A 22,869-nucleotide genomic window follows, 5' to 3' on the forward strand; every position below is an offset into this window, starting at 1 on the left:
AAAGTTGTGGACGCAACAAGACGCCGCGGGGCCACCGGTTCTCCGGCGGGGCCGGCGAGACGTCCCCCACGATGGGGATCCCCGGCGACGGGCAAGACGACCGGGAGATGACTCAGAAAGCAGGAGCGGTGGACCAGAGCACCTCGGACCTCGGCGTCGCCTGGCGCGGCGTGGTGAACGACCTGCAGCCCAACCAGCGGGCCTGGCTGCGCGCCAGCGAGCCGGTCACGCTGCACGAGAGCACCGCGATCGTCGCGGTCCCCAACGACTTCACCCGCAACCAGCTGGAGGGCCGGCTGCGCGCCCAGCTCGAGGACGCGCTCACCGTGCGCTTCGGCCGCGAGATCCGGATCGCCGTCACCGTCAACCCTCAGCTCGAGGACGCACCGGTCGCCCCGGGCGACCGCACCGACTCCGCCACCGGCCGCACCGACTCGGGCACCGACCTGGCCGGCGGCGGCCATCCGGAGGCGCCCGGACAGGCGCCGATCACCAGGCGAACCACTCAGTCTCTAAACCGATATGACGATATGTCGACAAATTCGGCTGCCGAGCGGAGCGCGGTCGTGCCGGTGCCGCCCGCGCCCGAGCCCGACCTCGGCGCCCGCCCCAGCTCCCTGGAGACCCGGCTCAACCCGAAGTACACCTTCGAGACCTTCGTCATCGGCTCGTCGAACCGGTTCCCGCACGCTGCTGCCGTCGCGGTCGCGGAGGCGCCCGGCAAGGCGTACAACCCGCTCCTCGTCTACGGCGACTCCGGGCTCGGCAAGACCCACCTCCTGCACGCCATCGGGCACTACGTGCGCTCGCTCTACACCGGCGCCAAGGTGCGCTACGTGTCCAGCGAGGAGTTCACCAACGAGTTCATCAACGCGATCCGCGACGACCGGCAGGACCGGTTCAAGCGCCGCTACCGAGACGTCGACGTCCTGCTGATCGACGACATCCAGTTCCTGGAGGGCAAGACCCAGACCCAGGAGGAGTTCTTCCACACGTTCAACACCCTGCACAACGCGAACAAGCAGATCGTGCTGACCTCCGACCGCGCGCCCAAGCGGCTCGAGGCACTCGAGGACCGGCTGCGCAACCGGTTCGAGTGGGGCCTGATCACCGACGTCCAGCCGCCCGACCTCGAGACCCGGATCGCGATCCTGCGCAAGAAGGCCGCCATGGACCGCCTCACCGCGCCCCCGGACGTGCTCGAGTTCATCGCCTCGAAGATCCAGACCAACATCCGCGAGCTCGAGGGCGCGTTGATCCGGGTCACCGCGTTCGCGAACCTCAACCGCCAGGAGGTCGACATGACCCTGGCCGAGATCGTCCTGAAGGACCTGATCCCCGAGGGCGGCGAGCCGGAGATCACCGCGGCGCTGATCATCGCGCAGACCGCGGCGTACTTCGGCTTGTCGATCGACGAGCTCACCGGTCCCAGCCGCGGCCGGCACCTGGTGATGGCCCGCCAGATCGCGATGTACCTGTGCCGCGAGCTCACCGACCTCTCCCTGCCCAAGATCGGCGCCCAGTTCGGCAACCGGGACCACACGACGGTCATGTACGCCGACCGCAAGATCAACCAGCTCCTCGCCGAGCGCCGGGCGGTGTTCAACCAGGTCAGCGAGCTCACCAACCGGGTCAAGCTGCAGGCCCGCCAGTCCTGACCCACCCACCGCGGCCCCACGGCGGCCCCACGGCGGCCCACAGCGGCTCCGTACCGCTCGCTACCGGTGACCTCGACGCCTGTGGATCGATTGTGGGCCACCGGCCCGATCCTGAGCACAGGGTGTGGACGAACGACGTACCCGCGGCCGGCCCGCCGCCGCGCTCCACACCACCGCCGATTCGTTCATTTGTCGTTCCACAGCCCCTGTGCACCGCGGAACCGGCCGCTGACCTGCACGAACCACACTTCTCCACAGAATCCACCGACGCTACGACTCCCACCTACCTCCAGACAGATCGATCCTCGGTGAACATCCATCCGGGCCCCATCCTGGGGACAACTCCCGCGCGCCGGCGCCGCATGGCAGGATGCAGAGCCCAGAACGTGCACTTCTCCCACCCCCGTTCAACCCCCGCTCAACCCTCGCTCCACCGAGCCGACCCGAAGGAACCATCGTGAAGTTCCGCGTCGAGCGCGACGTGCTCGCCGATGCCGTCGCCTGGGCTGCCCGCAGCCTCCCGGTCCGTCCCAGCGTCCCCGTCCTCGCCGGCCTGCTCGTCGAGGCGAGCGACGACGGCCTGGTGCTCTCCACCTTCGACTACGAGACCTCCGCCCGGGCCACCCTGACGGCCGAGGTGAGCGACGAGGGGCAGGCCCTGGTCAGTGGCCGACTGCTCGCCGACATCTGCCGGAGCCTGCCCGCGAAGCCCGTCGAGATGGTCCTCGACGGGGCCCGGGTGTCGCTGACCTGTGGCTCGGCGCGGTTCAGCCTGCAGACGATGCCGGTTGACGACTACCCGTCCCTGCCGAGCATGCCCGCGGCGACCGGCACCGTGCAGAGCGAGGCCTTTGCACACGCCGTCGCCCAGGCCGTGACGGCGGCGGGTCGCGACGACATGCTGCCCGTGCTCACCGGCGTGCGGATCGAGATCGACGGCTCGACCATCTCGCTGCTCGCCACCGACCGGTTCCGCCTCTCCCACCGGGAGCTGGAGTGGAGTCCGCGGACCCCGGACGAGTCGGCGGCCGCCCTGGTCCCGGCACGGGTCCTCGGCGACACCGCCAAGTCCCTGACCGGGGGCGGCGAGGTCACGATCGCGCTGGCGACCACCGGCTCCGGCGAGGGCATCATCGGCTTCGAGGGCCATGGTCCCGGCGGACTGCGTCGGACCACGACCCGGCTGCTCGACGGCGAGTTCCCGAAGGTCCGCAGCCTGTTCCCGAACGAGCACCAGACCACGGCGCTGGTCGACAAGGCCGCGCTCGTCGAGTCGGTGAAGCGGGTGGCGCTGGTCGCCGAGCGCAACACCGCGGTCCAGCTCGCCTTCAGCGACGGCGTACTGACCCTCGACGCCGGGTCGGGCGACGAGGCCCAGGCCTCGGAGTCGATCGAGGCGACCATCGACGGTGAGGACATCACCACGGGCTTCAACCCGCAGTTCCTGCTCGACGGCCTGACCGCCATCGACCAGCCGGTGGTCGAGCTCGCCTTCACCCAGGCCTCCAAGCCGGTGGTGATCAGCGGCGCGGTCGACGGCGACGACACCGACTCGTCATTCCGCTACCTGCTGATGCCGCGCCGCCTGCTCTCCTAGGGCCACGCGCTCGCTGGGCCGTTCGGGTACGGGCCCTAGGCTGGGGCCGACCGCGCCACGGCAGGGAGGAACTGCGATGCACATCGGACTCGTCGGCCTCGGCAAGATGGGCGGCAACATGCGCACCCGGCTGCGCGATGCCGGCCACACGGTGGTGGGCTTCGACCGCAACCCCGATCTCGCCGACGTCGACAGCCTCGAGGCGATGGTCGAACAGCTGCCCTCCCCCAAGGTGGTCTGGGTGATGGTTCCCGCCGGCGACCCGACACGGGAGACGATCCGCCGGCTGGGCGAGCTGCTCGACGAGGGTGACCTGGTCGTCGACGGCGGCAACAGCAAGTGGACCGACGACCAGGAGAACGCCGACCTCCTCGCCCAGCGGGGCGTCGGCTTCGTCGACTGCGGAGTCTCGGGCGGCGTGTGGGGCGCGAAGTTCGGCTACGCCCTGATGTGCGGCGGCTCCGACGAGGACGTCGCGAAGGTGCAGCCCGCGTTCGACGCGCTCAAGCCGGACGAGGGCGGCTTCGTGCACGCAGGCAAGAAGGTCGGCGCGGGCCACTTCGCGAAGATGGTCCACAACGGCATCGAGTACGCCATGATGCAGAGCTACGCCGAGGGCTGGGAGCTGCTGGAGAAGGTCGACCTGGTCGACAACGTGACCGAGGTGTTCGACTCCTGGCGCTCCGGTACCGTCATCCGGTCCTGGCTCCTCGACCTCCTGGTCACCGCCCTCGAGGAGGACGGGCACCTCGACCAGATCACCGGCTACGCCGACGACTCGGGTGAGGGCAGGTGGACGGTGCAGGCCGCGATCGACAACGCGGTCCCGATGCACGTGATCGCTGCGTCCCTCTTCGCCCGCTTCACCTCCCGCCAGGACGACAGCCCGGCGATGAAGGCGGTCGCCGCGATGCGCAACCAGTTCGGCGGGCACGCCGTACACACGGAGCCGCCGGTCGGCGGCGACGCCAACCCCGGCTAGGCCGACCGAGCCACCTGTGTACGTCGCGCACCTCTCGCTCCACGACTTCCGGTCCTACGCCACGGCCGAGGTCGAGCTGTCCCCGGGCGTCACGGCGTTCATCGGCCGCAACGGACAGGGCAAGACCAACCTCGTCGAGGCGATCGACTACCTCTCCCGGCTGAGCTCGCACCGCGTCGCCAGCGACGCCCCGCTGGTGCGGGCCGGCGCGGACCAGGCCGTGGTGCGGGCCGCGGTCGTGCGCGACGGGCGTACGGCGGTGCTCGAGGTCGAGCTCAACCCCGGCCGGTCGAACCGCGCCCGGGTGAACCGCTCCCCGCTCCCCCGGGCCCGCGATCTCGTGGGGCTGGTGCGCACGGTCGTGTTCTCCCCGGAGGACCTGACCCTGGTCAAGGGCGACCCGGCCGACCGGCGCCGCTTCCTCGACGACCTGCTGGTGCTGCGCGTGCCCCGGCTCGCGGGAGTGCGTGCCGACTACGACCGGGTCCTGCGGCAGCGCAACACGCTCCTCAAGACAGCACGCAAGGGGGGCTTCGCACGCAAGGGGGGCTTCGCACGCAAGGGGGGCTTCGCCCCCCTTGGACCCCCCGAAGGACGCCCCGAGGGACCCCCCGAGGGACGCACGGGAGGCTCTGCTACCTCTGGGCCCCCCAGTCGGTCGGTCGCCCTGGACACGCTTGCCGTGTGGGACGCGCACCTGGCCCGCACCGGTGCCGAGCTGTTGGCCGAGCGGCTCGCCCTGGTGGAGGCGCTGCGGCCGTACGTCGGTAAGGCCTACGAGACCGTCGCACGTGGGGCCACCCGCGACGACGCCGAGATCGACTACAAGCCGTCCTTCGACCTCGAGGGGCGCACTGGCCGCGACGACCTGGTCGAGGCGCTGCTCGCCGAGGTGGAACGGCGTCGCGGTGACGAGCTCGACCGCGGGGTCTCGCTCGTCGGCCCGCACCGCGACGAGCTGCTGCTGACGCTCGGCCACGGCAGTCCCGACAGCCGGCTCCCGGTGAAGGGCTACGCCTCGCACGGCGAGTCGTGGTCGTTCGCGCTCGCGTTGCGGCTCGCGGCGTACGACCTGCTCCGCGCCGACGGTGACGACCCGATCCTGATCCTCGATGACGTCTTCGCCGAGCTGGACACCGAACGCCGCGCCCAGCTCGCCGACCTCGTGGCCGGCGCCGAGCAGGTGCTCGTCACGGCGGCCGTCGCGGCCGACGTCCCGGCCGGCCTCGCCGGCGCCCGCTTCGCAGTCGGGAACGGCGAGGTCCTCCGTGAGCAGTGACGAGCCGCTCGGTTCGCAGCCCGCGGACCTGCCGGCGCCGGCAGGGGGGGCGGAGGCACCCGAGCACCACGACGACGGCCTCGACCTGGCCAAGGCGCTGACCCGCGCGACCGCGCGGTCCACCCCGGCCGCGCGCAAGAGGCTGCGCAAGAAGGACACCCCCCGGCGGGGCCGGGCCTCCGGGGCCCATCCCGACGACCGGGACCCGCAGCTGCTCGACGCGACGCTCAGCCGCCTGGTCGACGACCACGGCTGGGAGCTGGACCTGCGGGTGCACGGGGTCTTCGGCCGCTGGGCCGAGCTGGTCGGCGCCGAGGTCGCCCGGCACACGACCCCGGAGTCCTTCACCGACGGTCGACTGGTCGTGCGCACCGACTCGACGGCCTGGGCGACCCAGCTGCGACTGCTGGCCCCGACCGTGGTCCGCCGTCTCAACGAGGAGCTCGGCCACGGGACCGTGACCGTCATCGAGGTGCTCGGCCCGCACGGTCCGACGTGGAAGAAGGGCCCGCGTTCGGTCCGCGACGGTCGCGGGCCACGAGACACCTACGGCTGAGGTCCGCCCGGGGCGATCGGGGCTCGACCAGCCCGGATGTGCCGATCTGGGGCGCCTCCGGACGTATAGGGACCCACCACCACCCCTGCTCGGCGCTCCCGGAGGCCCTCACGAGCCGCGCAGGGCACAGTTTTCGCGCTGGTTGTCCCCAGCTGAGCGGGTGTGCACGTGGGATACGGCCCTCAGAGCGCTATTATGGACGTCGGGTCGTCAGCCTGTCGTGCGACGACCCTGCGCATGTTCAGTGCGTGTCCCAGGTGCGTGTGTGTCCACGCCTCCCCGACGCTGCTCGGGGCGGCCCGTCGCGAAGAGGTGTGTGTGTCGGACGAGACCCCGATCGAGAACCCGGCGGAGGGCGGCTCCGGCACAGCCGCCGCAGAGGCCACCGACCGTCGCCCCAACGGGGTCGACTACGACGCCTCGGCCATCCAGGTCCTCGAGGGCCTCGAAGCCGTTCGCAAGCGTCCCGGGATGTACATCGGCTCGACCGGTGAGCGCGGCCTGCACCACCTGATCTGGGAGATCGTGGACAACGCGGTCGACGAGGCGCTCGCGGGCTACTGCGACCGCATCGTGCTGACGCTCCTGGCCGACGGCGGCATCCGCGTCGAGGACAACGGGCGCGGCATCCCGACCGGCACCGCGCCGGGACAGGAGCTGCCGGCGCTCACGCTGGCCCTGACCGTGCTCCACGCCGGCGGCAAGTTCGGCGGCGGCGGCTACAAGGTCTCCGGCGGCCTGCACGGCGTCGGCGTCTCGGTGGTGAACGCCCTCTCCACCCGCCTGGTCGCCGAGGTCAAGAACCGCGGCCACCTGTGGCGGCAGAGCTTCTCGGCCGGTGTGCCCGACGGCGAGCTCGAGCAGGTCCGGCCGGTGGAGCCCGACGAGGGCACCGGCACCACGATCACGTACTGGGCCTCCCCCGACATCTTCGAGACCACGACCCACTCGCTGGAGACCATCACCTCGCGGATCCGCGAGTACGCCTTCCTCAACAAGGGCCTGGAGATCGTCGTACGCGACGAGCGCCCGGCGGCCGCCGAGATCGTCGACGCGGTCGAGGACGACACCGTCGACCCGGATCACCGCGGGGGGATCGACGACGCCGGGCACGACGCGATCAAGCGTGGGGAGGGCGGCGCGCTCGAGCAGATCTTCAAGTACGACCGCGGCCTGATCGACTATGTCGAGCACCTCAACCGCCGCAAGACCGCCGCGAACCCGACGGTGATCGCGTTCGAGGCGGAGACGCCGGAGTCGGTCGAGAACCACATGAGCCTCGAGGTGGCGATGCAGTGGAACACCTCCTTCTCGGAGTCGGTCCACACCTTCGCCAACACCATCAACACCCACGAGGGCGGCACCCACGAGGAGGGGTTCCGCGCCGCGCTCACCTCCCTGGTCAACAACTGGGGGTTCGAGTGGGGGCTGATGAAGAAGCCGGAGGACCGGGTCTCCGGTGACGACATCCGCGAGGGCCTGACCGCGATCATCTCGATCAAGCTCGGTGAACCCCAGTTCGAGGGCCAGACCAAGACCAAGCTCGGCAACACCGAGGCCAAGGGCTTCGTGCAGCGACTGGTCAACGACCAGCTCGGCGCCTGGCTCGAGCAGAACCCGGCCGAGGGCCGCGACATCGTCCGCAAGGCCCAGGCCGCGGCGTCCGCCCGGATCGCGGCGCGCAAGGCCCGCGACCTGGCTCGCTCCCGCAAGGGTCTGCTCGGTGGCGGTGGCCTGCCCGGCAAGCTCTCGGACTGCCAGTCGACCAACCCCGCCGAGTGCGAGGTGTTCATCGTCGAGGGTGACTCCGCCGGTGGGTCGGCCCGCCAGGGCCGGGACCCCCGGATCCAGGCGATCCTCCCGATCCGCGGCAAGATCCTCAACGTCGAGAAGGCCCGCATCGACAAGGTCCTGAGCAACCAGGAGGTCCAGTCGATCATCTCGGCGCTGGGCACCGGCATCCAGGACGAGTTCGACATCGAGAAGCTGCGCTACCACAAGGTGGTGCTGATGGCCGACGCCGACGTCGACGGCCACCACATCAACACCCTGCTGCTCACCTTGCTGTTCCGGTTCATGAAGCCGCTGATCGAAGGCGGCTACGTCTACATGGCCCAGCCGCCGCTGTACCGGCTGCGCTGGAACAAGCCGCACGAGCACGAGTTCGTCTACTCCGACGCCGAGCGCGACGCCTTGCTGCGCGCGGGCCAGGAGGCCGGCAAGAAGCTGCCGAAGGAGAACCCGGTCCAGCGCTACAAGGGTCTGGGCGAGATGAACGCCAAGGAGCTGTGGGAGACCACCATGGACCCGGAGCAGCGGCTGATGCTCCAGGTCACGCTCGACGACGCGGCGCACGCCGACGAGATCTTCTCGATCCTCATGGGTGAGGACGTCGAGCAGCGCCGCTCCTTCATCCAGCGCAACGCCAAGGACGTCCGATTCCTGGATATCTAGCCGTCTAGGAAGAGCGCTAGATACCAGTAGAAGCGACCAGAAAGAAGCATCGTGACCGAGACCCCCACCGACGGCGGCAGCACTCCCCCCTCGGACGGCGGCGGCCCGGGCGGCCGCATCGAGCCGGTCGAGCTCCAGACGTCGATGCAGCGCGCCTACATCGACTACGCCATGGCCGTCATCGTCGGCCGAGCGCTGCCCGACGTACGCGACGGCCTCAAGCCGGTCCACCGCCGCGTGCTCTATGCGATGTACGACGGCGGCTACCGCCCCGACCGCGGGTTCTCCAAGTGCTCGCGCGTCGTCGGCGACGTCATGGGTCAGTACCACCCGCACGGCGACACCGCGATCTACGACACCCTGGTCCGGCTCGCGCAGCCGTGGGTGATGCGGGCGCCGTTGATCCACGGCCAGGGCAACTTCGGCTCGCCGGGCAACGACTCCGCCGCCGCCATGCGGTACACGGAGTGCCGGATGGCGCCGCTGGCCATGGAGATGGTCCGCGACATCAACGAGGACACCGTCGACTTCCAGCCCAACTACGACGGCCGGTCCCAGGAGCCGGTGGTGCTGCCCGCGCGGTTCCCGAACCTGCTCGTCAACGGCTCGGCCGGCATCGCGGTGGGCATGGCCACCAACATCCCGCCGCACAACCTGCGCGAGGTCGCCGAGGGCGCCCGCTGGGCGCTGGAGCACCCGGACGCGACCCGCGAGGAGCTGCAGGACGCGCTGATCGAGCGGATCAAGGGCCCCGACTTCCCCAACGGCGCGCTAATCGTCGGTCGCCAGGGCATCGAGCAGGCCTACCGCACCGGCCGGGGATCGATCACCCAGCGGGCGGTCATCGAGGTCGACGAGGACGCCAAGGGCCGCACCAACCTGGTGATCACCGAGCTGCCGTACATGGTCAACCCGGACAACCTGGCGTTGAAGATCGCCGAGCTCGCCGACTCCGGCAAGGTCCAGGGCATCTCCGACGTCCGCGACGACACCTCCGACCGCACCGGCCAGCGGCTGGTCGTCGTGCTCAAGCGCGACGCGGTCGCCCGGGTGGTGCTGAACAACCTGCTCAAGCACACCGAGCTGCAGACCAACTTCAGCGCGAACATGCTGGCCCTGGTCGACGGGGTGCCGCGCACGTTGGCGATCGACCAGTTCATCAGCAACTGGGTCACCCACCAGATCGACGTCATCCGGCGCCGCACCGAGTACCGCCTCGCCGAGGCCGAGAAGCGCGCCCACGTGCTGCGTGGCCTGGTCAAGGCGCTGGACATGCTCGACGAGGTGATCGCCCTGATCCGGCGCTCCCCCGACGTGGCCGAGGCGCGCGAGGGCCTGATCGCCCTCCTCGACATCGACGAGGTCCAGGCGACCGCGATCCTCGACATGCAGCTGCGCCAGCTCGCCGCGCTGCAGCGCCAGAAGATCATCGACGACCTCGCCGAGATCGAGGCGCGGATCGCCGACCTCAAGGACATCCTGGCCAACGTCGCACGCCAGCGGCAGATCGTCGCCGACGAGCTCGCGGAGATCGTGGAGCGGTACGGCGACGACCGGCGCTCGCAGATCATCGCGGCCGACGGCGACCTGTCGATGGAGGACCTGATCCCCGACGAGGAGCTCGTCGTGTCGATCACCCGCGGTGGGTACGCCAAGCGCACCCGGGCCGACCAGTACCGCACCCAGCGGCGCGGCGGGAAGGGCGTGCGCGGCGCGACGCTGCGCGGCGACGACGTCGTCGAGCACTTCATCGCGACGACCAACCACCACTGGCTGCTGTTCTTCACCACGGCCGGCCGCGTCTACCGCACCAAGGCCTACAACCTCCCCGAGGCGTCGCGCGACGCCAAGGGTGGGCACGTGGCGGGGCTGCTCAGCTTCCAGCCCGACGAGAACATCGCGCAGGTGCTGGCGATCCGTGACTACGACCAGGCGCCGTACCTCGTGCTCGCGACCCGCGACGGCCTGGTGAAGAAGACCCGGCTGGGCGACTACAACAGCCCGCGCCAGGCCGGCGTCATCGCGATCAACTTCCGCAGCGAGGACGACGAGCTGATCGGCGCCGAGCTGGTCAACCCCGAGGACCACATCCTGCTGGTCTCCCGCAAGGGTCAGTCGGTGCGGTTCCAGGCCGACGACAGCCAGCTGCGGCCGATGGGTCGCGCGACCGGCGGCGTGACCGGCATGAAGTTCCGCGACGGCGACTCGCTGCTGTCGATGTCGGTGATCCGCGCCGCCCAGGTCGAGGCCGAGGAGGCCGCCGAGGCGTCGGGCGAGTCGGTCGAGGAGATGGCCGAGACCCGCGGTCAGTGGTTCGGCCTGCACCCGCAGTACGTCTTCACGATCACCGACGGCGGCTTCGCCAAGCGCACCCAGATCCCCGAGTACCGCGTCCAGTCGCGTGGCGGCATCGGCATCCGCGCGATGAAGCTCGCGAACGAGGACCGCGGCGAGCTGGTCGGCGCGTTCATCGTCGAGGACGGCGACGAGATCCTCTCGATCACGTCCGGTGGCCAGGTGGTGCGCAGCCCGATCGACGAGAACTTCCGGCCCACCGGGCGCTCGACGATGGGCGTGAAGTTCGTGACGCCCAAGAAGGGGGACTCGGTGGCGGTGGTCGCCCGGTCGGTCGAGGCCAACGGCGACGACGAGCTGGACGAGCTCGACGAGTCCGCTCTTGACGAGGGCGGCGCCGAGGGCGGCGAGGTTGACGAGTCGGCCGATGCGGGTACGGATGCAACAATCGACGGGTCTGCCGCGTCTGACGTGGCGAGGACCGAGGGAGACACCGAGCCCGACCCCGGGGAGAGTGACGGCTGATGACCGACCGCCAGGACACCGCCGTACGCGCACCTCTCGGCGAACGCATCTCGGCCAAGCTGAGCAACGCCGCCGACGAGCACCGCGCGAACGCGCAACCCGAGTCGCGCCAGGCCGCGGCGAAGGCGGCGGCCGGCGGCCGGCCGCCACGGCGGGCCCGGCTCCGCCTGACGCGGGTCGACCCGTGGTCGGTGATGAAGACCGCCTTCCTCCTCGCGGTCGCATTCGCCGTCGTCGCCGTCGTCGCGGTCTTCATCATCTGGTCGGTCCTCGCGGCCGCCGGCGTCTGGGACTCGATCAACGACACCGTCCGCGATGTCGTCGGCGGCGAGGACGCGGCGAACTGGGACGTCGAGAAGTACGTGGGCCTGTCCCGCGTGATGGGCTTCACGATGCTCGTCTCGGTGGTCGACGTCGTCCTGATCACCGCGATCGCGACCCTCAGCGCGTTCCTCTACAACATGTCCGCGGCACTCGTCGGCGGGGTCGAGCTGACCCTGGCCGAGGACGACCGCTGAGCCGAGACCGCTGAGGGCACCTCGTTTTGTCGGACCCGATCGAGGTCCGGTAGTGTTCCCCCTCGGTCCCGGGCCTATAGCTCAGACGGTTAGAGCGCTTCCCTGATAAGGAAGAGGTCACAGGTTCAAGTCCTGTTAGGCCCACTCACAAAGGGGGGCTTCGCCCCCCTTTGAAACCCCTCGGATCCGGCCACGGGGGGACCATCCCCGGAGCCATAGGGAGTCCAGATGAAGAAGATCCTGTTCCTCCTGCTGGCCGTCGGCGGTGCCGTCTTCGCCAAGCGCAAGCTCGACGAGAGCAAGCAGGAGCAGGCGCTCTGGGCCGAGGCGACCGACCCGGTCGACCGGGCCTGAGCCCAGCCCGCTCGGTCCAGCCAGCCTGATCCAAACCCATGGTCGTCGAGACCACCCGGGGCCTTGGCGCAATTGGTAGCGCACCTGCTTTGCAAGCAGGGGGTTAGGGGTTCGAGTCCCCTAGGCTCCACCACCCTCGCCCACGATCTGGATCGCGTAGCGGGGTCGAGGTCGTCCGCCCTGGCCACGCGGACGTCCGGGTCAAGACCGAGCCGATCGGCCGGCTCATCGCCATGGCCGCGGTTGAGTCGGGACACCTGCGTGCGCGGTGGTTGACTGTGCGGCGTGGCCGAACCGAACGACCTCCGAAGCCTGGGGAAGCAGCTGGTGGCGGACGCCAGTCCGGCTGAGGTGCGCGCGGTGCTCGATGCGCTGGGGAGTGGGCGGGTGTCCAGCATCTTCGAGAAGCTCGAGCGCGACCAGGCACCGACCCTGCTGACGGCTCCGGCGCAGGTCCGTGGGTTCCGTGTGCGGTTGGATCTGCACGGGGCCAAGCCTCCGGTGTGGCGGCGGCTGGAGCTGCCCGGCGACCTCAGCCTGCCGCGGGTCCATGCCGCGATCCAGGCGGCAATGGGGTGGACCAACAGCCACCTGCACCGGTTCCGGACGGGTTGTGATCGCAGCTCGGCGTCGTTCGTCACGCAGTTCGACGTCGATGAGGGTGACGAGGGCACGCTCGAGGACGACGTGCGGCTCGACCAGCTGCTCGCCGAGAACGGCGACGAGCTCTGGTACGAGTACGACTTCGGCGACGGCTGGGATCACGTCTTGGTGGTCGAGGAGGTGCTCGAGGAGCCGCCTTCCACCGTCCGCTGCACGGGAGGACGGTCGGCCTGCCCGCCCGAGGACTGCGGCGGTCTCGGTGGCTACCAGGAGCTGGCCGCCTGGGTCCGCAGCGGGTACGACGACGGGCAGCTCCCCGACGTCTTCGACGATGCGGAGGACGCCCGCGCCTGGCTGCCGCTCGACTGGCACCCGGACGAATTCGAGGTGGAGGACGCCGACGCCGCTGTGGCGGCCGCGGCCGCCGAGCTGGTCGCGGTCAGCGGCGAACTCGCCGGGCTGGCCGCGCAGCTCGATCGGCACGGCATCTTGCTGTTGCGGCAGGTGCTGAGCCGCCCCTCCTCCCACGGGCCGATCGAGGTCGCCGACGCCGAGGCCGGCCGGCTGACCGAGACCTACCGGACCTTCCTCGAGGTGATCGGCGACGGCGTCGCGCTGACCGCCGCCGGTCACCTCCCGCCCGCCGTCGTCGAGAAGTTCGCCGAGCGCAGCGGCATCGCGGACTGGTGGATCCGCAAGGCCAACCGTGAGGACGCCACCCCCCCGGTCGCGAACGTGCGCGCGGCGGTCCGCTTGCTCGGTCTGGTCAGCGTTCGCAAGGGCCGGCTCGCGCCGACGGCGGCCGCCATCCGATGCCACCAGGACCCGCAGGCGCTGCTGCGCCACATCGTCGAACGGCTCCCCGTGGGGACCCAGGAGTGGGAGCGCGAGGCGGGCTGGATGGCTCTCGCGGTGGCCGGCAGCGGCGTACCGGCCGAGGACTGGCGCGCCGAGATCAGCGAGCTGACGTTCGCTCTCGGGTGGCGCGGCGATCCCGGTGACGACTCGCTGCCGTCGCCGCGCAGCAGGACGCTGAGAGTCCTCGACGATCTGGGTGGTGCGGCGCGCCACCCGTGGGGCCGCAACGAGGGCGTCGACGCCGCGGTTGCGGCCGTCGCACGCGCGGTCACCCGCCGGGCGTGACGGAGCCGGGTCAGAGCCGCTCGCGCGAGTGCAGCGCCCGGACCGTCGGCGAGGTCTCGACGGCCGCCGGGTCGGGGTACGTCCCGAACAGCCGGTCGGCGGTGCCGGCCGTGGTCACCGTGAACCAGTAGTGCTCGCTCTTGTAGTGGTGCAGCCGGTGGTTGCGCCACACCGAGCGGTACCACCGCGAGCGCGGCCGGTAGTCGCTGTGCAGCAGGTAGTGGGTCCACTCGTAGCCCGACATGATCGCGTAGACGGCGACCAGCAGCGTGAGTGCGCTCGACGTCGTCGGCATCGCCAGCCACGCGATCGCGACGTACGACGGGAACAACCAGAGCTCGACCTGCCACGGGATGAACACCAGCGGGATCGCGCGCGGGTCGGCGTGATGGGCACGGTGCTTGCGGGCCAGCAGCGGGTCGAGCGTGACCGGGCCGACGTGGCGGGGCCGCCAGTGCAGGATCCCGACGTGCACCACCCACTCGACGACCGGCAGCGTGGCGACCAGGCCGACCGGGACCAGCAGCTCCCACCAGGCTCCGCCGCCCACCAGCACCCGAGCGAGGAGCGAGGCCACGATGCAGCTGGCCATCATCCATGGCGAGGGATGGCGCCAGAACGACCGCCAGGCCTGGCCGAGCGAGACGTTCGTCCGCCGGGAGCCGGTGATCCGCTGCTCGTCGGCGGCCACCCGCTGGGCGGCGAGCCGCTCGACCTCCCCCGAGGCAATCGGGCTCTGCGACTTCGTCATGAGTCCTCCTGGTCCGAGTCCAGTGCGGCGAGGGCGGTGAGCAGGCTGGTGGTGGCCGGGCGCAGCACCCGGTCGGCCGCCGCCCGCGCCGTCTCGGGATCGCCGGCCCCGATCGCGGCCGTCAGCAGCCGGTAGGCCCCGACCTGGCCGACCTCCTCGGCCATCAGCGCGGCCAGCGCCTCGAGGGCCGGCTCGTAGGCCGCCCGCAGGCTGTTGAACATCAGCCGGAACACCATCGAGTCGGCGGCGTCGACGACCAGGTCCCAGAACGCCAGGGCGTGCCGCTGCCGCTCGATGCCGTCCTCGGTGCCTTCGAGCGCAGCGACCGTCTCGGCGAGCACCGGCTCGAGGGCGGGCCCGCCGCGCTCGGCCGCCAGGGCGGCCACCCCGGGGCCGACCACCAGCCGGGCCTCGAGGATGCTGCGCGCCACGGCCGGGTCGAGCTCGCCGCGGCGCACCAGGAGACGGGGGAGCAGGTCGAGGCCGCCGTACCGCCGGAAGTCGCGCACCGTCGTCGCGCCGCCGTGGCGCACGTCGAGCAACCGGGTCTGCGCCATCCGCTGCAGCGCCTCGCGGACCGCGGGCCGGGAGACGCCGAGCACCTCCGCGAGGCGGCGCTCGCTGGGCAGCGCCTCACCCGCGCCGATGCCGCCGTCGACCACCTCGGAGAGGACCTGGTCGAAGACCTCGTCGGGAACCGAGCGGCGGTTCACGGGTTGCAGGGGCATCCCGGGCAGCGTAGGCACGGGGGTGGCCGGTGGTCAAGTGGTCAGACCAGATTGACCAATGCCGGCCGGCGGTCGCGTGGGGTGGCCCGCTGCGTACGCTGGCGTCGTGCCCCGGACGCTCGCCCCGCGTTTCTGGGCGGCGCATCTGCTCGCCCTGGTGCTGGTCGGCGTCGCCGTCGGCCTGGGCTTCTGGCAGCTCGGCGCCTGGCAGGAGCACCGCCGGATCGAGGCCCGGGACCTGACCCACGCCGAGCCGCTCCCGTTGGCCGAGGTGATCGGACCCGACGACCCGTTCCCGGGGGACAGCATCGGGCAGCCGGTGACCGTGTCGGGCACCTGGGTCGGCGCCGGCACCGTCTACGTCTCCGGCCGTGAGCACGAAGGTCACGAGGGCTACTGGGTGGTGACGCCGCTGGCGGTCGGGTCGGCCGACGCCCCGGCGCTCCCGGTGGTCCGAGGCTGGGTGGCCGACCCCGCTGACGCCCCCGAGGCGCCGAGCGGGACGGCGGACCTCCAGGCCTGGCTGCAGCCGCCGGAGGGCACCGGGCAGCCCGACGACGACCCCGCCGACGACGTCCTCCCGCAGCTGCGCATCGCCGACGTCATCCAGCACGTCGACCAGGACCTGTACGGCGCCTACGGCGTCGCGCAGACGCCCGGGCCCGGACTCGAGCCCGCCTCGCTCGAGCAGTTGCCCCAGGTCGACGCGCTCACCGGCCTGCGCAACCTGCTCTACGCGATCGAGTGGTGGTTCTTCGGCGCGTTCGCGCTGTTCATCTGGTGGCGCTGGGTGACCGAGGAGCCCGACGAGGTCGCCGGAGCCGGGGCGGCCGGGGAGCGGGCCGACGAGCCCTCGGGCATCGGTCCGTAGGGTGGCCTCGTGAAGAACCTGTTCAACACCTACCGGGTGCTCGCGACGATCGTCGGGGTGCTGCTCGCCTTCGCCTCGCTGGTCGCCGCGCCGCTGAAGTACCTCGCGACCGAGGACAGCGGGCTGCAGCGGTTCGGCGAGTCCGCCAGCATCGTGTGGCTGGTCCACGGCTGGGTCTTCATGATCTACGTGGTGGTCGCGTTCCTGCTGGCCCGGCGGGCGCGGTGGACGATCGGCTTCACCGTGCTGATGCTCGTCGCCGGCCTGATCCCGCTGCTGATCTTCTGGGTCGAGCGCCGGGTCACCCGGAAGGTGCGGGTCGAGAACCCCGAGCTCGTCGGGTCCACGGCTGGGTGAGCCGCCGGTGAGCCGAGGGTGACCCGCGCATGACCACCGCGTTCGTCCTCGGTGGCGGCGGCGTCCTCGGCGCCGTCGAGGTCGGCATGCTGCGGGCCCTGCTCGAGCGCGGCATCGTCCCGGACCTGGTCCTCGGCACCAGCGTCGGCGCCCTCAACGGCGCCCTGGTCGCCCGGCAACCCGACCTGGGCGTGATCGACAAGCTCACCGCGATGTGGCGCGGTGCCGGGAAGCGCGACGGGGAGGGCGACGGGCCGCAGCCTCAGCAGGTGTACGGCGACCGCCCGCTGCGGACCGTGCGCCGCGCGATGTCGACCGGCACCCACCTGTGGTCCGCCGGGCCGCTGCAACGGGCCCTGGCGGCGGAGTTCGGCGACCTCACCTTCGAGGACCTGCCGGTCCGGTTCCAGGTCTGCGCGGCCAGCATCGAGCGCGCGGCCGAGCACTGGTTCGACTCCGGCCCGCTCGTGGGGGCAGTCGTCGCGAGCGCCGCCGTACCCGGTCTCCTGCCACCGGCCCGGGTCGGCGACGAGCACTTCCTCGACGGCGGGATCGTCAACTCGATCCCGTTGGGCCGGGCGGTGCAGCTCGGCGCGGACCGGGTCTTCGTGCTCCAGGTCGGGCGCATCGACCGGCCGCTGACCGTGCCCCGCCGGCCCTGGGAGGTCGCCCGGGTCTCCTTCGAGATCGCCCGCCGGCACCGGTTCATCCGCGAGGTCGAGGAGCTGCCCGAGGACGTCGAGGCCTACGTGCTCCCGGCCCGCGGGACCTCCGCCCGCGACGACTCGCTGCTGGGGAGCCGCGACTTCGCCAGCGTCCAGGCCCGCATCGACGAGACGTACGACGCCTCGGTGGCCTACCTCGACGAGCAGCTCGGGCCGGTGTCTGCGAGCGAGCGGTGATCCGGCTACTGCGGCGGCTCGTGATCGCGCCGGCCGTCGTGGCGCTGACCGGGCTGCTGTGGTTCACGCTGCCGCTGTGGGTGATCGGCGCCGCCGCGCTCTCGCCGGTGGTGCCGGGCCGGCTGCGGCCGCTGCGGATCATGTGGGTGGCGATCGTCTACCTCACGTGCGAGGCGATCCTCCTGGTGGTGCTGTTCGGGCTGTGGCTCGCGTCCGGGTTCGGGTGGCGGCTGCGCTCGCCGTACTTCGAGGGCATCCACTACGACCTGGTCCAGGGCACGATGTGGGTGTTCTTCCGGGAAGCGCGACGGGTGCTGCGGCTGCGGATCGAGACCGAGGGCCCGGCACCGGACGCACACCCGGGGCGGCCGGTCCTGGTGTGTTGCCGGCACGCCGGACCGGGGGACTCCTTCGTGCTGATCCACACCCTGATGGCGTGGTACGCCCGGGAGCCGCGCGTGGTGCTCAAGGACACGCTCGCCTGGGACCCGGCGATCGACGTGATCCTCAACCGGATCCCGGCCCGGTTCATCACGCCGAACCCCGCGGACGGCGATCGGCTGGAGGACCAGATCGCCACCCTGGCGACCGGACTGGACGAGAACGACGCGTTCGTGATCTTCCCCGAGGGCGGCAACTTCACCCCGCAGCGCCGGCAGCGGGCCATCGACCGGCTCCGCCGGCTCGGCATGGAGCGGATGGCCGCGCGCGCCGAGCGGATGACCCATGTCCTGGCGCCGCGGCCCGGTGGCTTCCTCGCCGCGCTCGACGCGGCCCCGGACGCCGACGTGGTGCTGGTGGCGCACACCGGGCTCGACCACCTGCTCACCGTCGGCGACGTCTGGCGCGAGCTGCCGATGGACAAGCGGATCGTGATGCGGTGGTGGCAGGTGCCGCGCGGGGAGATCCCGGCGGATCGCGACGAGCGGATCGACTGGCTCTACGGCTGGTGGGAGCGGATCGACGTCTGGATCCAGCAGAACCGGCCCGAGGACCTGTCCCCGGGCCGGCGCTGACGGTGCTGCGACTGGCTCCGCTCAGCCCTTGTTCTCGTCCACCTCGACGACCTCGGCCGGGTCGTCGGGCGTGGTGACGGGGTGCGGGGCCTCGGCCTGGTCGGCGATCGCCTCGTCCGGCGACGAGCCCCCCTCGTCGTCGGTGGGCTGGGCCGGCGCGGCGGCGGGCGAGGCCGGCGCGGGCGCCGGGGTCGGCGTGTAGGAGGACTGCCAGTTCGCACTCTGGTCGCTGCCGCGGAGCTTCTTGGCCACGAACGCAGCGAGGGCGGCCAGGCCGGTCAGCAGGAGCAGCTTCTTGCCCTTGCCACGCTTCTTCTTCCTGGGTGTGGCGACCTCGGTGACCTTGGTGGCCGCGGCATCGGCGGCCTCCGCGGCCCGTTCCGCGGCGAGGCTCGCGCCGGCGGCGACCTTCTCGGCGGCCAGGGCGGCGCCCGAGGCGATGGCCGGTGCGGCCTTAGCACGGGCCTCGGCGATGACCGGTGCGGCCTTGGCCCGGGCGTCGGCGAGCACGGGGGCGGCCTTGGTGCGCGCGTCGGCGATCACCGGCCCGGCCTTCTCACGCGCCGTGGCGACCGCGGACTCGAGCTGCGGCTTGACCTGGTCGACGTACTGGGTGACGGTCTCGCTCGCCTGGTCGATCAGGGACTTCTTCTTGCGCAGACCCATCGTGGGGCACTTCCTCTCGTCGTGTCCTGCCTCATTCGATCATGTCACCCGGGGGCGAACCAGAGGCAAGGCTGCCGGGTGGGCTCCTTGCGGGCCGTGCGAGGATCGGACGGCACGTACACCGTGCCGTGTACCCATCTGACGTGAGAGGCACTCATGGCTGACCTTCAGGCCGTTCTCAAGACCAACCGGGGTGACATCACCCTCAACCTCTTCCCGGACCACGCGCCGGAGACGGTCGCCAACTTCACCGGCCTCGCCGAGGGCACCAAGGCGTACGACGCGGGCAACGGCAAGACCGGCCCGTTCTACGACGGCCTCGGCTTCCACCGGGTCATCGAGGGCTTCATGATCCAGGGCGGCTGCCCGCTCGGCACCGGCACCGGCGGCCCCGGCTACACCTTCAAGGACGAGCCGCACCCCGAGCTGACCTTCGACAAGCCGTACCTGCTCGCGATGGCGAATGCCGGCCCGGGCACCAACGGCTCGCAGTTCTTCATCACGGTCGGCGCGACCACGTGGCTGAACTTCAAGCACACGATCTTCGGCGAGGTCGCCGACCAGGCCTCCCGCGACGTCGTCGACGCGATCGCCACCACGGCCACCGGTCCGGGCGACCGCCCGGCCGAGCCGGTCGTGATCGAGACCGTCGAGATCGTCCGCGGCTGACCCAGGACCACCGAGCTTGTCCGAACACGCGACGCCCCCGGCCGGGGTGCCGACCTGCTATCGCCACCCCGGCCGCGAGGCGCACATCCGCTGCCAGCGCTGCGACCGGCCGATCTGCCCGGACTGCATGCGCGACGCGGCCGTGGGGTTCCAGTGCCCCGAGTGCGTGGCCGAAGGCCGCAAGAGCACCCGTGCCGGCCGCACCGCCTTCGGCGGGCTGCGGCCGGGCAACGCCGGGACGACGTCGTTCGTCCTGATCGGCATCAACGCCTTCGTCTGGCTGATGATCCTGGCCAGCGGGGGCAGCTCGAGCCGGGTGCTGGCCTGGCTGGAGCTGCGGCCGAACGGGCTGTGCCTCAACGCCGCCGGCGGCTTCGACACCACCCGGGCCGTGTGCTCGGGCCGGGGCGAGTGGCTGCCCGGTGTGTACGACGGTGCCTACTGGCAGCTGCTCACCAGCACGTTCACGCACGTCCAGCCGTTGCACATCGCGTTCAACATGTTCGCGCTCTACGTGCTCGGCCCCCAGCTGGAGCTGGCCATCGGCCGGATCCGCTTCCTGGCGCTGTACCTGCTCTCCGGGCTCACCGGGTCCGCGCTGGTCTACTGGGCGTCCCCGGAGTTCCAGGCCACCGTCGGCGCCTCCGGCGCGATCTTCGGCCTGATGGGCGCGCTGCTCGTGGTGGCCTACAAGATGCGGGCGAACACCCAGCAGATCCTGATGTGGATCGGCATCAACTTCGTCTTCACGGTGGTGGTCAGCAACATCTCCTGGCAAGGCCACCTGGGCGGGTTCCTCGGCGGCCTGGTGATCGCCGCGATCCTCGTCTACGCCCCGCGCGGGCCGAAGCGCCCCTGGTTCCAGGTCTCCGGGCTGGTGCTGGTCGCCGCCCTCACCGCCGTCGCGGTCGTCCTCCGCACCGCGGCCCTCGGCTGACCCGCGCCGCCCTGCGCCCCGCGGACGTCATACGGAGGGTGTCACCTGTGGCTCCGTCCGCATGACGTCCTGGGGCGAGGGCGCAGGAGTGTGCCGGAGAGCGTGCGAGAAGCGTGCACAGTGGCGCCCCGGACCGGGTTCTCCACAGCGCGGGTCGGCGCGGGTCGCGTCGCAGACTCCTGGCAGGGAGTGTGTCGGCCATGGCACGACGCACCCCCTCCGACGACCCTCGACTGATCAACGTCCGTCAGCTGGCGAGAGACCAAGGCGAGGTCGTGTCGCGCAAGCAGGTGTATGCGCTCGGGCTCACCCGGTGGGAGGTGCGCGCCGAGGTACGCGCCGGCCGGTGGCAGCTCGTCGGCGACCAGGCGGTGTGTGTCCACAACAGCGTCCTCAGCGACGTGGGCGAGCAGTGGGCGGCGGTCTTCCAGGGCGGACCGCGGGCCCAGCTGGACGGCGCCTCCGCGCTGGTGGCCGCAGGGCTCGAGCGGTACGAGGTCGACCGGGTCCGGATATCGGTGCCGCGCGGTGCGCGGGTACGCCGCAACCGGCGCTTCGACATCCGGCAGACCCGTCGGTGGGCGGCCGGCGACCTCGCAGCGGGCGGCATCCCCCGCACGCGGGTCGAGGTCGCAGCCGTCCGCGGTCCGTTGTGGGCGCGTACCGACAAGGAGGCGACGTACCTGCTCACCCTCGTCGTGCAGCAGGGGATGGCGCGACCGGAGGACATCGGGATGGAGCTCCTGCGGATCCGGCGTGACCGACGCCGCCTGCTCCTCCACGCCGTTCTCAACGACCTGCTCGACGGCGCCCGGAGCCTCGGGGAGATCGACGTCGGCAGGGAGCTGCGGCGGCGTGGGCTGCCCGCCCCCGATCGGCAGGTCCTCCGACGCGACCGGGCCCACCGGTACTACCTCGACCTGTACTGGCCGGACTTCCACCTGGTCGTGGAGGTCGACGGCATCCACCACAGCTGGGCGGAGAATGTCGTGGGCGACGCGCTACGCCAGAACGCGCTGGCGCTTGACGGCGACACGGTGCTGCGCTTGCCGCTGCTCGGGCTCCGGCTCGAACCGGACCGGTTCTTCGGCCAGATCGAACGAGCGCTGCGCACCGCGGGCTGGATGCCGGCGGCCGCGTGATCCCCGGACGTCAGACGGAGGGTGTCACCTGTGGCTCCGTCCGCATGACGTCCGGCGGCGCTACCCGCCGAGCCCTGGGACGGCCGTTCTCCCCAGGTGTGGAATGACCTGTGGAGAACTACATCGATGTAGTTCTCCACAACGCTGTCCCCAGGTGTGGATGAACCGCGCCGCCGGCCCCGTGGGGGTCCGGCGGCGTGATCGCTGCTGCTGTGTGCGGCTGGGGTCGGCGGTGGCTGAGATGGTGGCTGAGGTGGTGGGCACCTCACCGGGTCTCGACGCGGCCGTCGCGACCTCCTTCGTCGGTCGCGGCCTTGCTCGACCTTCACGGGCGACGCCGTCACCTCGTTCCTCGGTGACGGCTGCCCGCTCACTCCCAGCGGGTGGCGAAGGTGAAGCCGACGGCCATGAAGGCGATGCCGACGAAGAGGTTCTTCTGCCCCAGGTCGTTGAAGACCGGGATGTCGGACAGGTCGTTGCTGAAGACGTAGTAGGCGCTGATCCACAGCAGGCCGATGAGGAAGCAGCCCAGCATGCCGACGACGACGCCGCGACCGCGGCCGAGCGGGGTGGAGGGGTGGGCGGCGACGACCAGGCCCAGCAGGAACAGGCCGAAGCCGATCAGGTAGTTCCAGTCGCCGAGGTCGTCCATGAACGCCGGCGAGCCCGGGTCGGGCTTCGGGAACGCGGTCGGGTCCACCCGGACGACGATGTAGAAGTAGGCCATCCACGCGATGCCCAGCACGATCAGCACCAGCGCGATCACCGAGCGCACGGACAGCAGCGGGCCCCGGGCAGGGGCGAGAGGATCGAGCTTGGCCTTGGCCACGGGTGCTCCTGGATCGATCGTGAGACGGGCTGCGGGC

General features: G+C 71.3%; 21 protein-coding genes and 2 tRNA genes. 19 read left to right on the forward strand and 4 right to left on the reverse strand.

Annotated elements, in window-relative coordinates; translation table 11 throughout:
* The first annotated feature begins 107 nt into the window (after positions 1–107).
* The 12 genes from dnaA (at position 108) to NOCA_RS01420 (ending at position 13,964) form a co-directional block, all read left to right on the forward strand.
* Positions 108–1,658 carry a chromosomal replication initiator protein DnaA gene (gene dnaA / locus NOCA_RS01370; RefSeq protein ID WP_049774511.1) on the forward strand — a complete coding sequence of 517 codons (1,551 nt, stop codon included), beginning with the start codon at positions 108–110 and terminating at the stop codon, positions 1,656–1,658.
* Positions 1,659–2,115: 457 nt separating this feature from the next.
* Entirely contained in the window at positions 2,116–3,255 is a 1,140-nt protein-coding gene (dnaN, locus tag NOCA_RS01375; protein ID WP_041546015.1) for a DNA polymerase III subunit beta, read from the forward strand.
* A 76-nt stretch (positions 3,256–3,331) separates the two neighbouring features.
* Entirely contained in the window at positions 3,332–4,237 is a 906-nt protein-coding gene (gene gnd, locus NOCA_RS01380) for a phosphogluconate dehydrogenase (NAD(+)-dependent, decarboxylating) (protein ID WP_011753504.1), read from the forward strand.
* A gap of 16 nt (positions 4,238–4,253) precedes the next feature.
* Positions 4,254–5,516, forward strand: coding sequence for a DNA replication/repair protein RecF (locus tag NOCA_RS01385; protein WP_011753505.1), 1,263 nt, complete (start codon positions 4,254–4,256; stop codon positions 5,514–5,516).
* Between the two features lie 28 nt (positions 5,517–5,544).
* Entirely contained in the window at positions 5,545–6,072 is a 528-nt protein-coding gene (locus NOCA_RS01390) for a DUF721 domain-containing protein (RefSeq protein ID WP_197687657.1), read from the forward strand.
* Positions 6,073–6,390: 318 nt separating this feature from the next.
* Positions 6,391–8,526, forward strand: a complete 2,136-nt coding sequence (gyrB, locus tag NOCA_RS01395; RefSeq protein WP_011753507.1) for a DNA topoisomerase (ATP-hydrolyzing) subunit B — start codon at positions 6,391–6,393, stop codon at positions 8,524–8,526.
* A gap of 144 nt (positions 8,527–8,670) precedes the next feature.
* Positions 8,671–11,346, forward strand: a complete 2,676-nt coding sequence (gyrA, locus tag NOCA_RS01400) for a DNA gyrase subunit A (protein ID WP_238383527.1) — start codon at positions 8,671–8,673, stop codon at positions 11,344–11,346.
* Positions 11,346–11,864, forward strand: a complete 519-nt coding sequence (locus tag NOCA_RS01405; protein ID WP_011753509.1) for a DUF3566 domain-containing protein — start codon at positions 11,346–11,348, stop codon at positions 11,862–11,864. The genes gyrA and NOCA_RS01405 overlap by 1 nt, the downstream gene beginning before the upstream one ends.
* 70 nt (positions 11,865–11,934) lie before the next feature.
* Positions 11,935–12,008: transfer RNA gene (locus tag NOCA_RS01410), tRNA-Ile, on the forward strand.
* Between the two features lie 84 nt (positions 12,009–12,092).
* Positions 12,093–12,218, forward strand: a complete 126-nt coding sequence (locus NOCA_RS28100) for a DLW-39 family protein (protein WP_238383399.1) — start codon at positions 12,093–12,095, stop codon at positions 12,216–12,218.
* Positions 12,219–12,275: 57 nt separating this feature from the next.
* Positions 12,276–12,351, forward strand: a tRNA-Ala gene (locus NOCA_RS01415).
* A gap of 152 nt (positions 12,352–12,503) precedes the next feature.
* Positions 12,504–13,964, forward strand: coding sequence for a plasmid pRiA4b ORF-3 family protein (locus NOCA_RS01420; RefSeq protein WP_140403846.1), 1,461 nt, complete (start codon positions 12,504–12,506; stop codon positions 13,962–13,964).
* A 10-nt stretch (positions 13,965–13,974) separates the two neighbouring features.
* Here NOCA_RS01420 and NOCA_RS01425 read toward each other — a convergent pair whose 3' ends face one another.
* Together NOCA_RS01425 and NOCA_RS01430 are read right to left on the reverse strand one after the other, a co-directional pair.
* A complete protein-coding gene (locus NOCA_RS01425) occupies positions 13,975–14,715 on the reverse strand; it encodes a sterol desaturase family protein (protein ID WP_011753511.1) in 741 nt (246 codons plus the stop codon).
* On the reverse strand, positions 14,712–15,443 hold the full coding sequence (locus NOCA_RS01430) for a FadR/GntR family transcriptional regulator (protein WP_041546016.1): 732 nt from the start codon (positions 15,441–15,443) through the stop codon (positions 14,712–14,714). The genes NOCA_RS01425 and NOCA_RS01430 overlap by 4 nt, the downstream gene beginning before the upstream one ends.
* 106 nt (positions 15,444–15,549) lie before the next feature.
* On the opposite strand from NOCA_RS01430, the gene NOCA_RS01435 reads away from it, so the two are divergent.
* From NOCA_RS01435 to NOCA_RS01450, 4 genes are read left to right on the forward strand one after another with little or no spacing between them, the layout of a single operon-like run.
* Positions 15,550–16,314, forward strand: coding sequence for an SURF1 family protein (locus NOCA_RS01435; RefSeq protein WP_158305615.1), 765 nt, complete (start codon positions 15,550–15,552; stop codon positions 16,312–16,314).
* A 9-nt stretch (positions 16,315–16,323) separates the two neighbouring features.
* On the forward strand, positions 16,324–16,671 hold the full coding sequence (locus NOCA_RS01440; RefSeq protein ID WP_011753514.1) for a DUF3817 domain-containing protein: 348 nt from the start codon (positions 16,324–16,326) through the stop codon (positions 16,669–16,671).
* 29 nt (positions 16,672–16,700) lie between these two features.
* Positions 16,701–17,573, forward strand: coding sequence for a patatin-like phospholipase family protein (locus tag NOCA_RS01445; RefSeq protein WP_011753515.1), 873 nt, complete (start codon positions 16,701–16,703; stop codon positions 17,571–17,573).
* Complete coding sequence (locus NOCA_RS01450; RefSeq protein ID WP_011753516.1) at positions 17,570–18,589, forward strand: 1-acyl-sn-glycerol-3-phosphate acyltransferase; 1,020 nt, start codon at positions 17,570–17,572, stop codon at positions 18,587–18,589. Before NOCA_RS01445 ends, NOCA_RS01450 begins: the two co-directional genes overlap by 4 nt.
* A 21-nt stretch (positions 18,590–18,610) precedes the next feature.
* Here the strand turns inward: NOCA_RS01450 and NOCA_RS01455 are convergent, their stop codons facing one another.
* Positions 18,611–19,255 (reverse strand): hypothetical protein, encoded by a 645-nt coding sequence (locus NOCA_RS01455; RefSeq protein WP_011753517.1) that lies wholly within the window; start codon positions 19,253–19,255, stop codon positions 18,611–18,613.
* Positions 19,256–19,411: 156 nt separating this feature from the next.
* On the opposite strand from NOCA_RS01455, the gene NOCA_RS01460 reads away from it, so the two are divergent.
* The 3 genes from NOCA_RS01460 to NOCA_RS01470 all read left to right on the forward strand — a co-directional run bounded on the left by NOCA_RS01460 (position 19,412) and on the right by NOCA_RS01470 (position 22,003).
* The gene (locus NOCA_RS01460) at positions 19,412–19,924 is read left to right on the forward strand and encodes a peptidylprolyl isomerase (protein WP_011753518.1); all 513 of its coding nucleotides are present in this window, start codon (positions 19,412–19,414) and stop codon (positions 19,922–19,924) included.
* Between the two features lie 16 nt (positions 19,925–19,940).
* Positions 19,941–20,861 carry a rhomboid family intramembrane serine protease gene (locus tag NOCA_RS01465; RefSeq protein WP_011753519.1) on the forward strand — a complete coding sequence of 307 codons (921 nt, stop codon included), beginning with the start codon at positions 19,941–19,943 and terminating at the stop codon, positions 20,859–20,861.
* Between the two features lie 200 nt (positions 20,862–21,061).
* Positions 21,062–22,003 (forward strand): DUF559 domain-containing protein, encoded by a 942-nt coding sequence (locus tag NOCA_RS01470; RefSeq protein WP_011753520.1) that lies wholly within the window; start codon positions 21,062–21,064, stop codon positions 22,001–22,003.
* Positions 22,004–22,373: 370 nt separating this feature from the next.
* Here NOCA_RS01470 and NOCA_RS25370 read toward each other — a convergent pair whose 3' ends face one another.
* Positions 22,374–22,832, reverse strand: a complete 459-nt coding sequence (locus tag NOCA_RS25370) for a cell division protein CrgA (RefSeq protein ID WP_011753521.1) — start codon at positions 22,830–22,832, stop codon at positions 22,374–22,376.
* Positions 22,833–22,869 lie beyond the last annotated feature (37 nt).

Origin of the sequence: Nocardioides sp. JS614 (assembly GCF_000015265.1) — a bacterium.
GTDB lineage: Bacteria > Actinomycetota > Actinomycetes > Propionibacteriales > Nocardioidaceae > Nocardioides.

Coding starts and splice junctions, on each gene's coding strand:
- dnaA (WP_049774511.1), top strand. CDS start 108: ATGACTCAGAAAGCAGGAGCGGTGGACCAGAGCACCTCGGACCTCGGC.
- gnd (WP_011753504.1), top strand. CDS start 3,332: ATGCACATCGGACTCGTCGGCCTCGGCAAGATGGGCGGCAACATGCGC.
- gyrA (WP_238383527.1), top strand. CDS start 8,671: ATGCAGCGCGCCTACATCGACTACGCCATGGCCGTCATCGTCGGCCGA.
- NOCA_RS01405 (WP_011753509.1), top strand. CDS start 11,346: ATGACCGACCGCCAGGACACCGCCGTACGCGCACCTCTCGGCGAACGC.
- NOCA_RS28100 (WP_238383399.1), top strand. CDS start 12,093: ATGAAGAAGATCCTGTTCCTCCTGCTGGCCGTCGGCGGTGCCGTCTTC.
- NOCA_RS01425 (WP_011753511.1), bottom strand. CDS start 14,715: ATGACGAAGTCGCAGAGCCCGATTGCCTCGGGGGAGGTCGAGCGGCTC.
- NOCA_RS01430 (WP_041546016.1), bottom strand. CDS start 15,443: ATGCCCCTGCAACCCGTGAACCGCCGCTCGGTTCCCGACGAGGTCTTC.
- NOCA_RS01445 (WP_011753515.1), top strand. CDS start 16,701: ATGACCACCGCGTTCGTCCTCGGTGGCGGCGGCGTCCTCGGCGCCGTC.
- NOCA_RS01455 (WP_011753517.1), bottom strand. CDS start 19,255: ATGGGTCTGCGCAAGAAGAAGTCCCTGATCGACCAGGCGAGCGAGACC.
- NOCA_RS01460 (WP_011753518.1), top strand. CDS start 19,412: ATGGCTGACCTTCAGGCCGTTCTCAAGACCAACCGGGGTGACATCACC.
- NOCA_RS01470 (WP_011753520.1), top strand. CDS start 21,062: ATGGCACGACGCACCCCCTCCGACGACCCTCGACTGATCAACGTCCGT.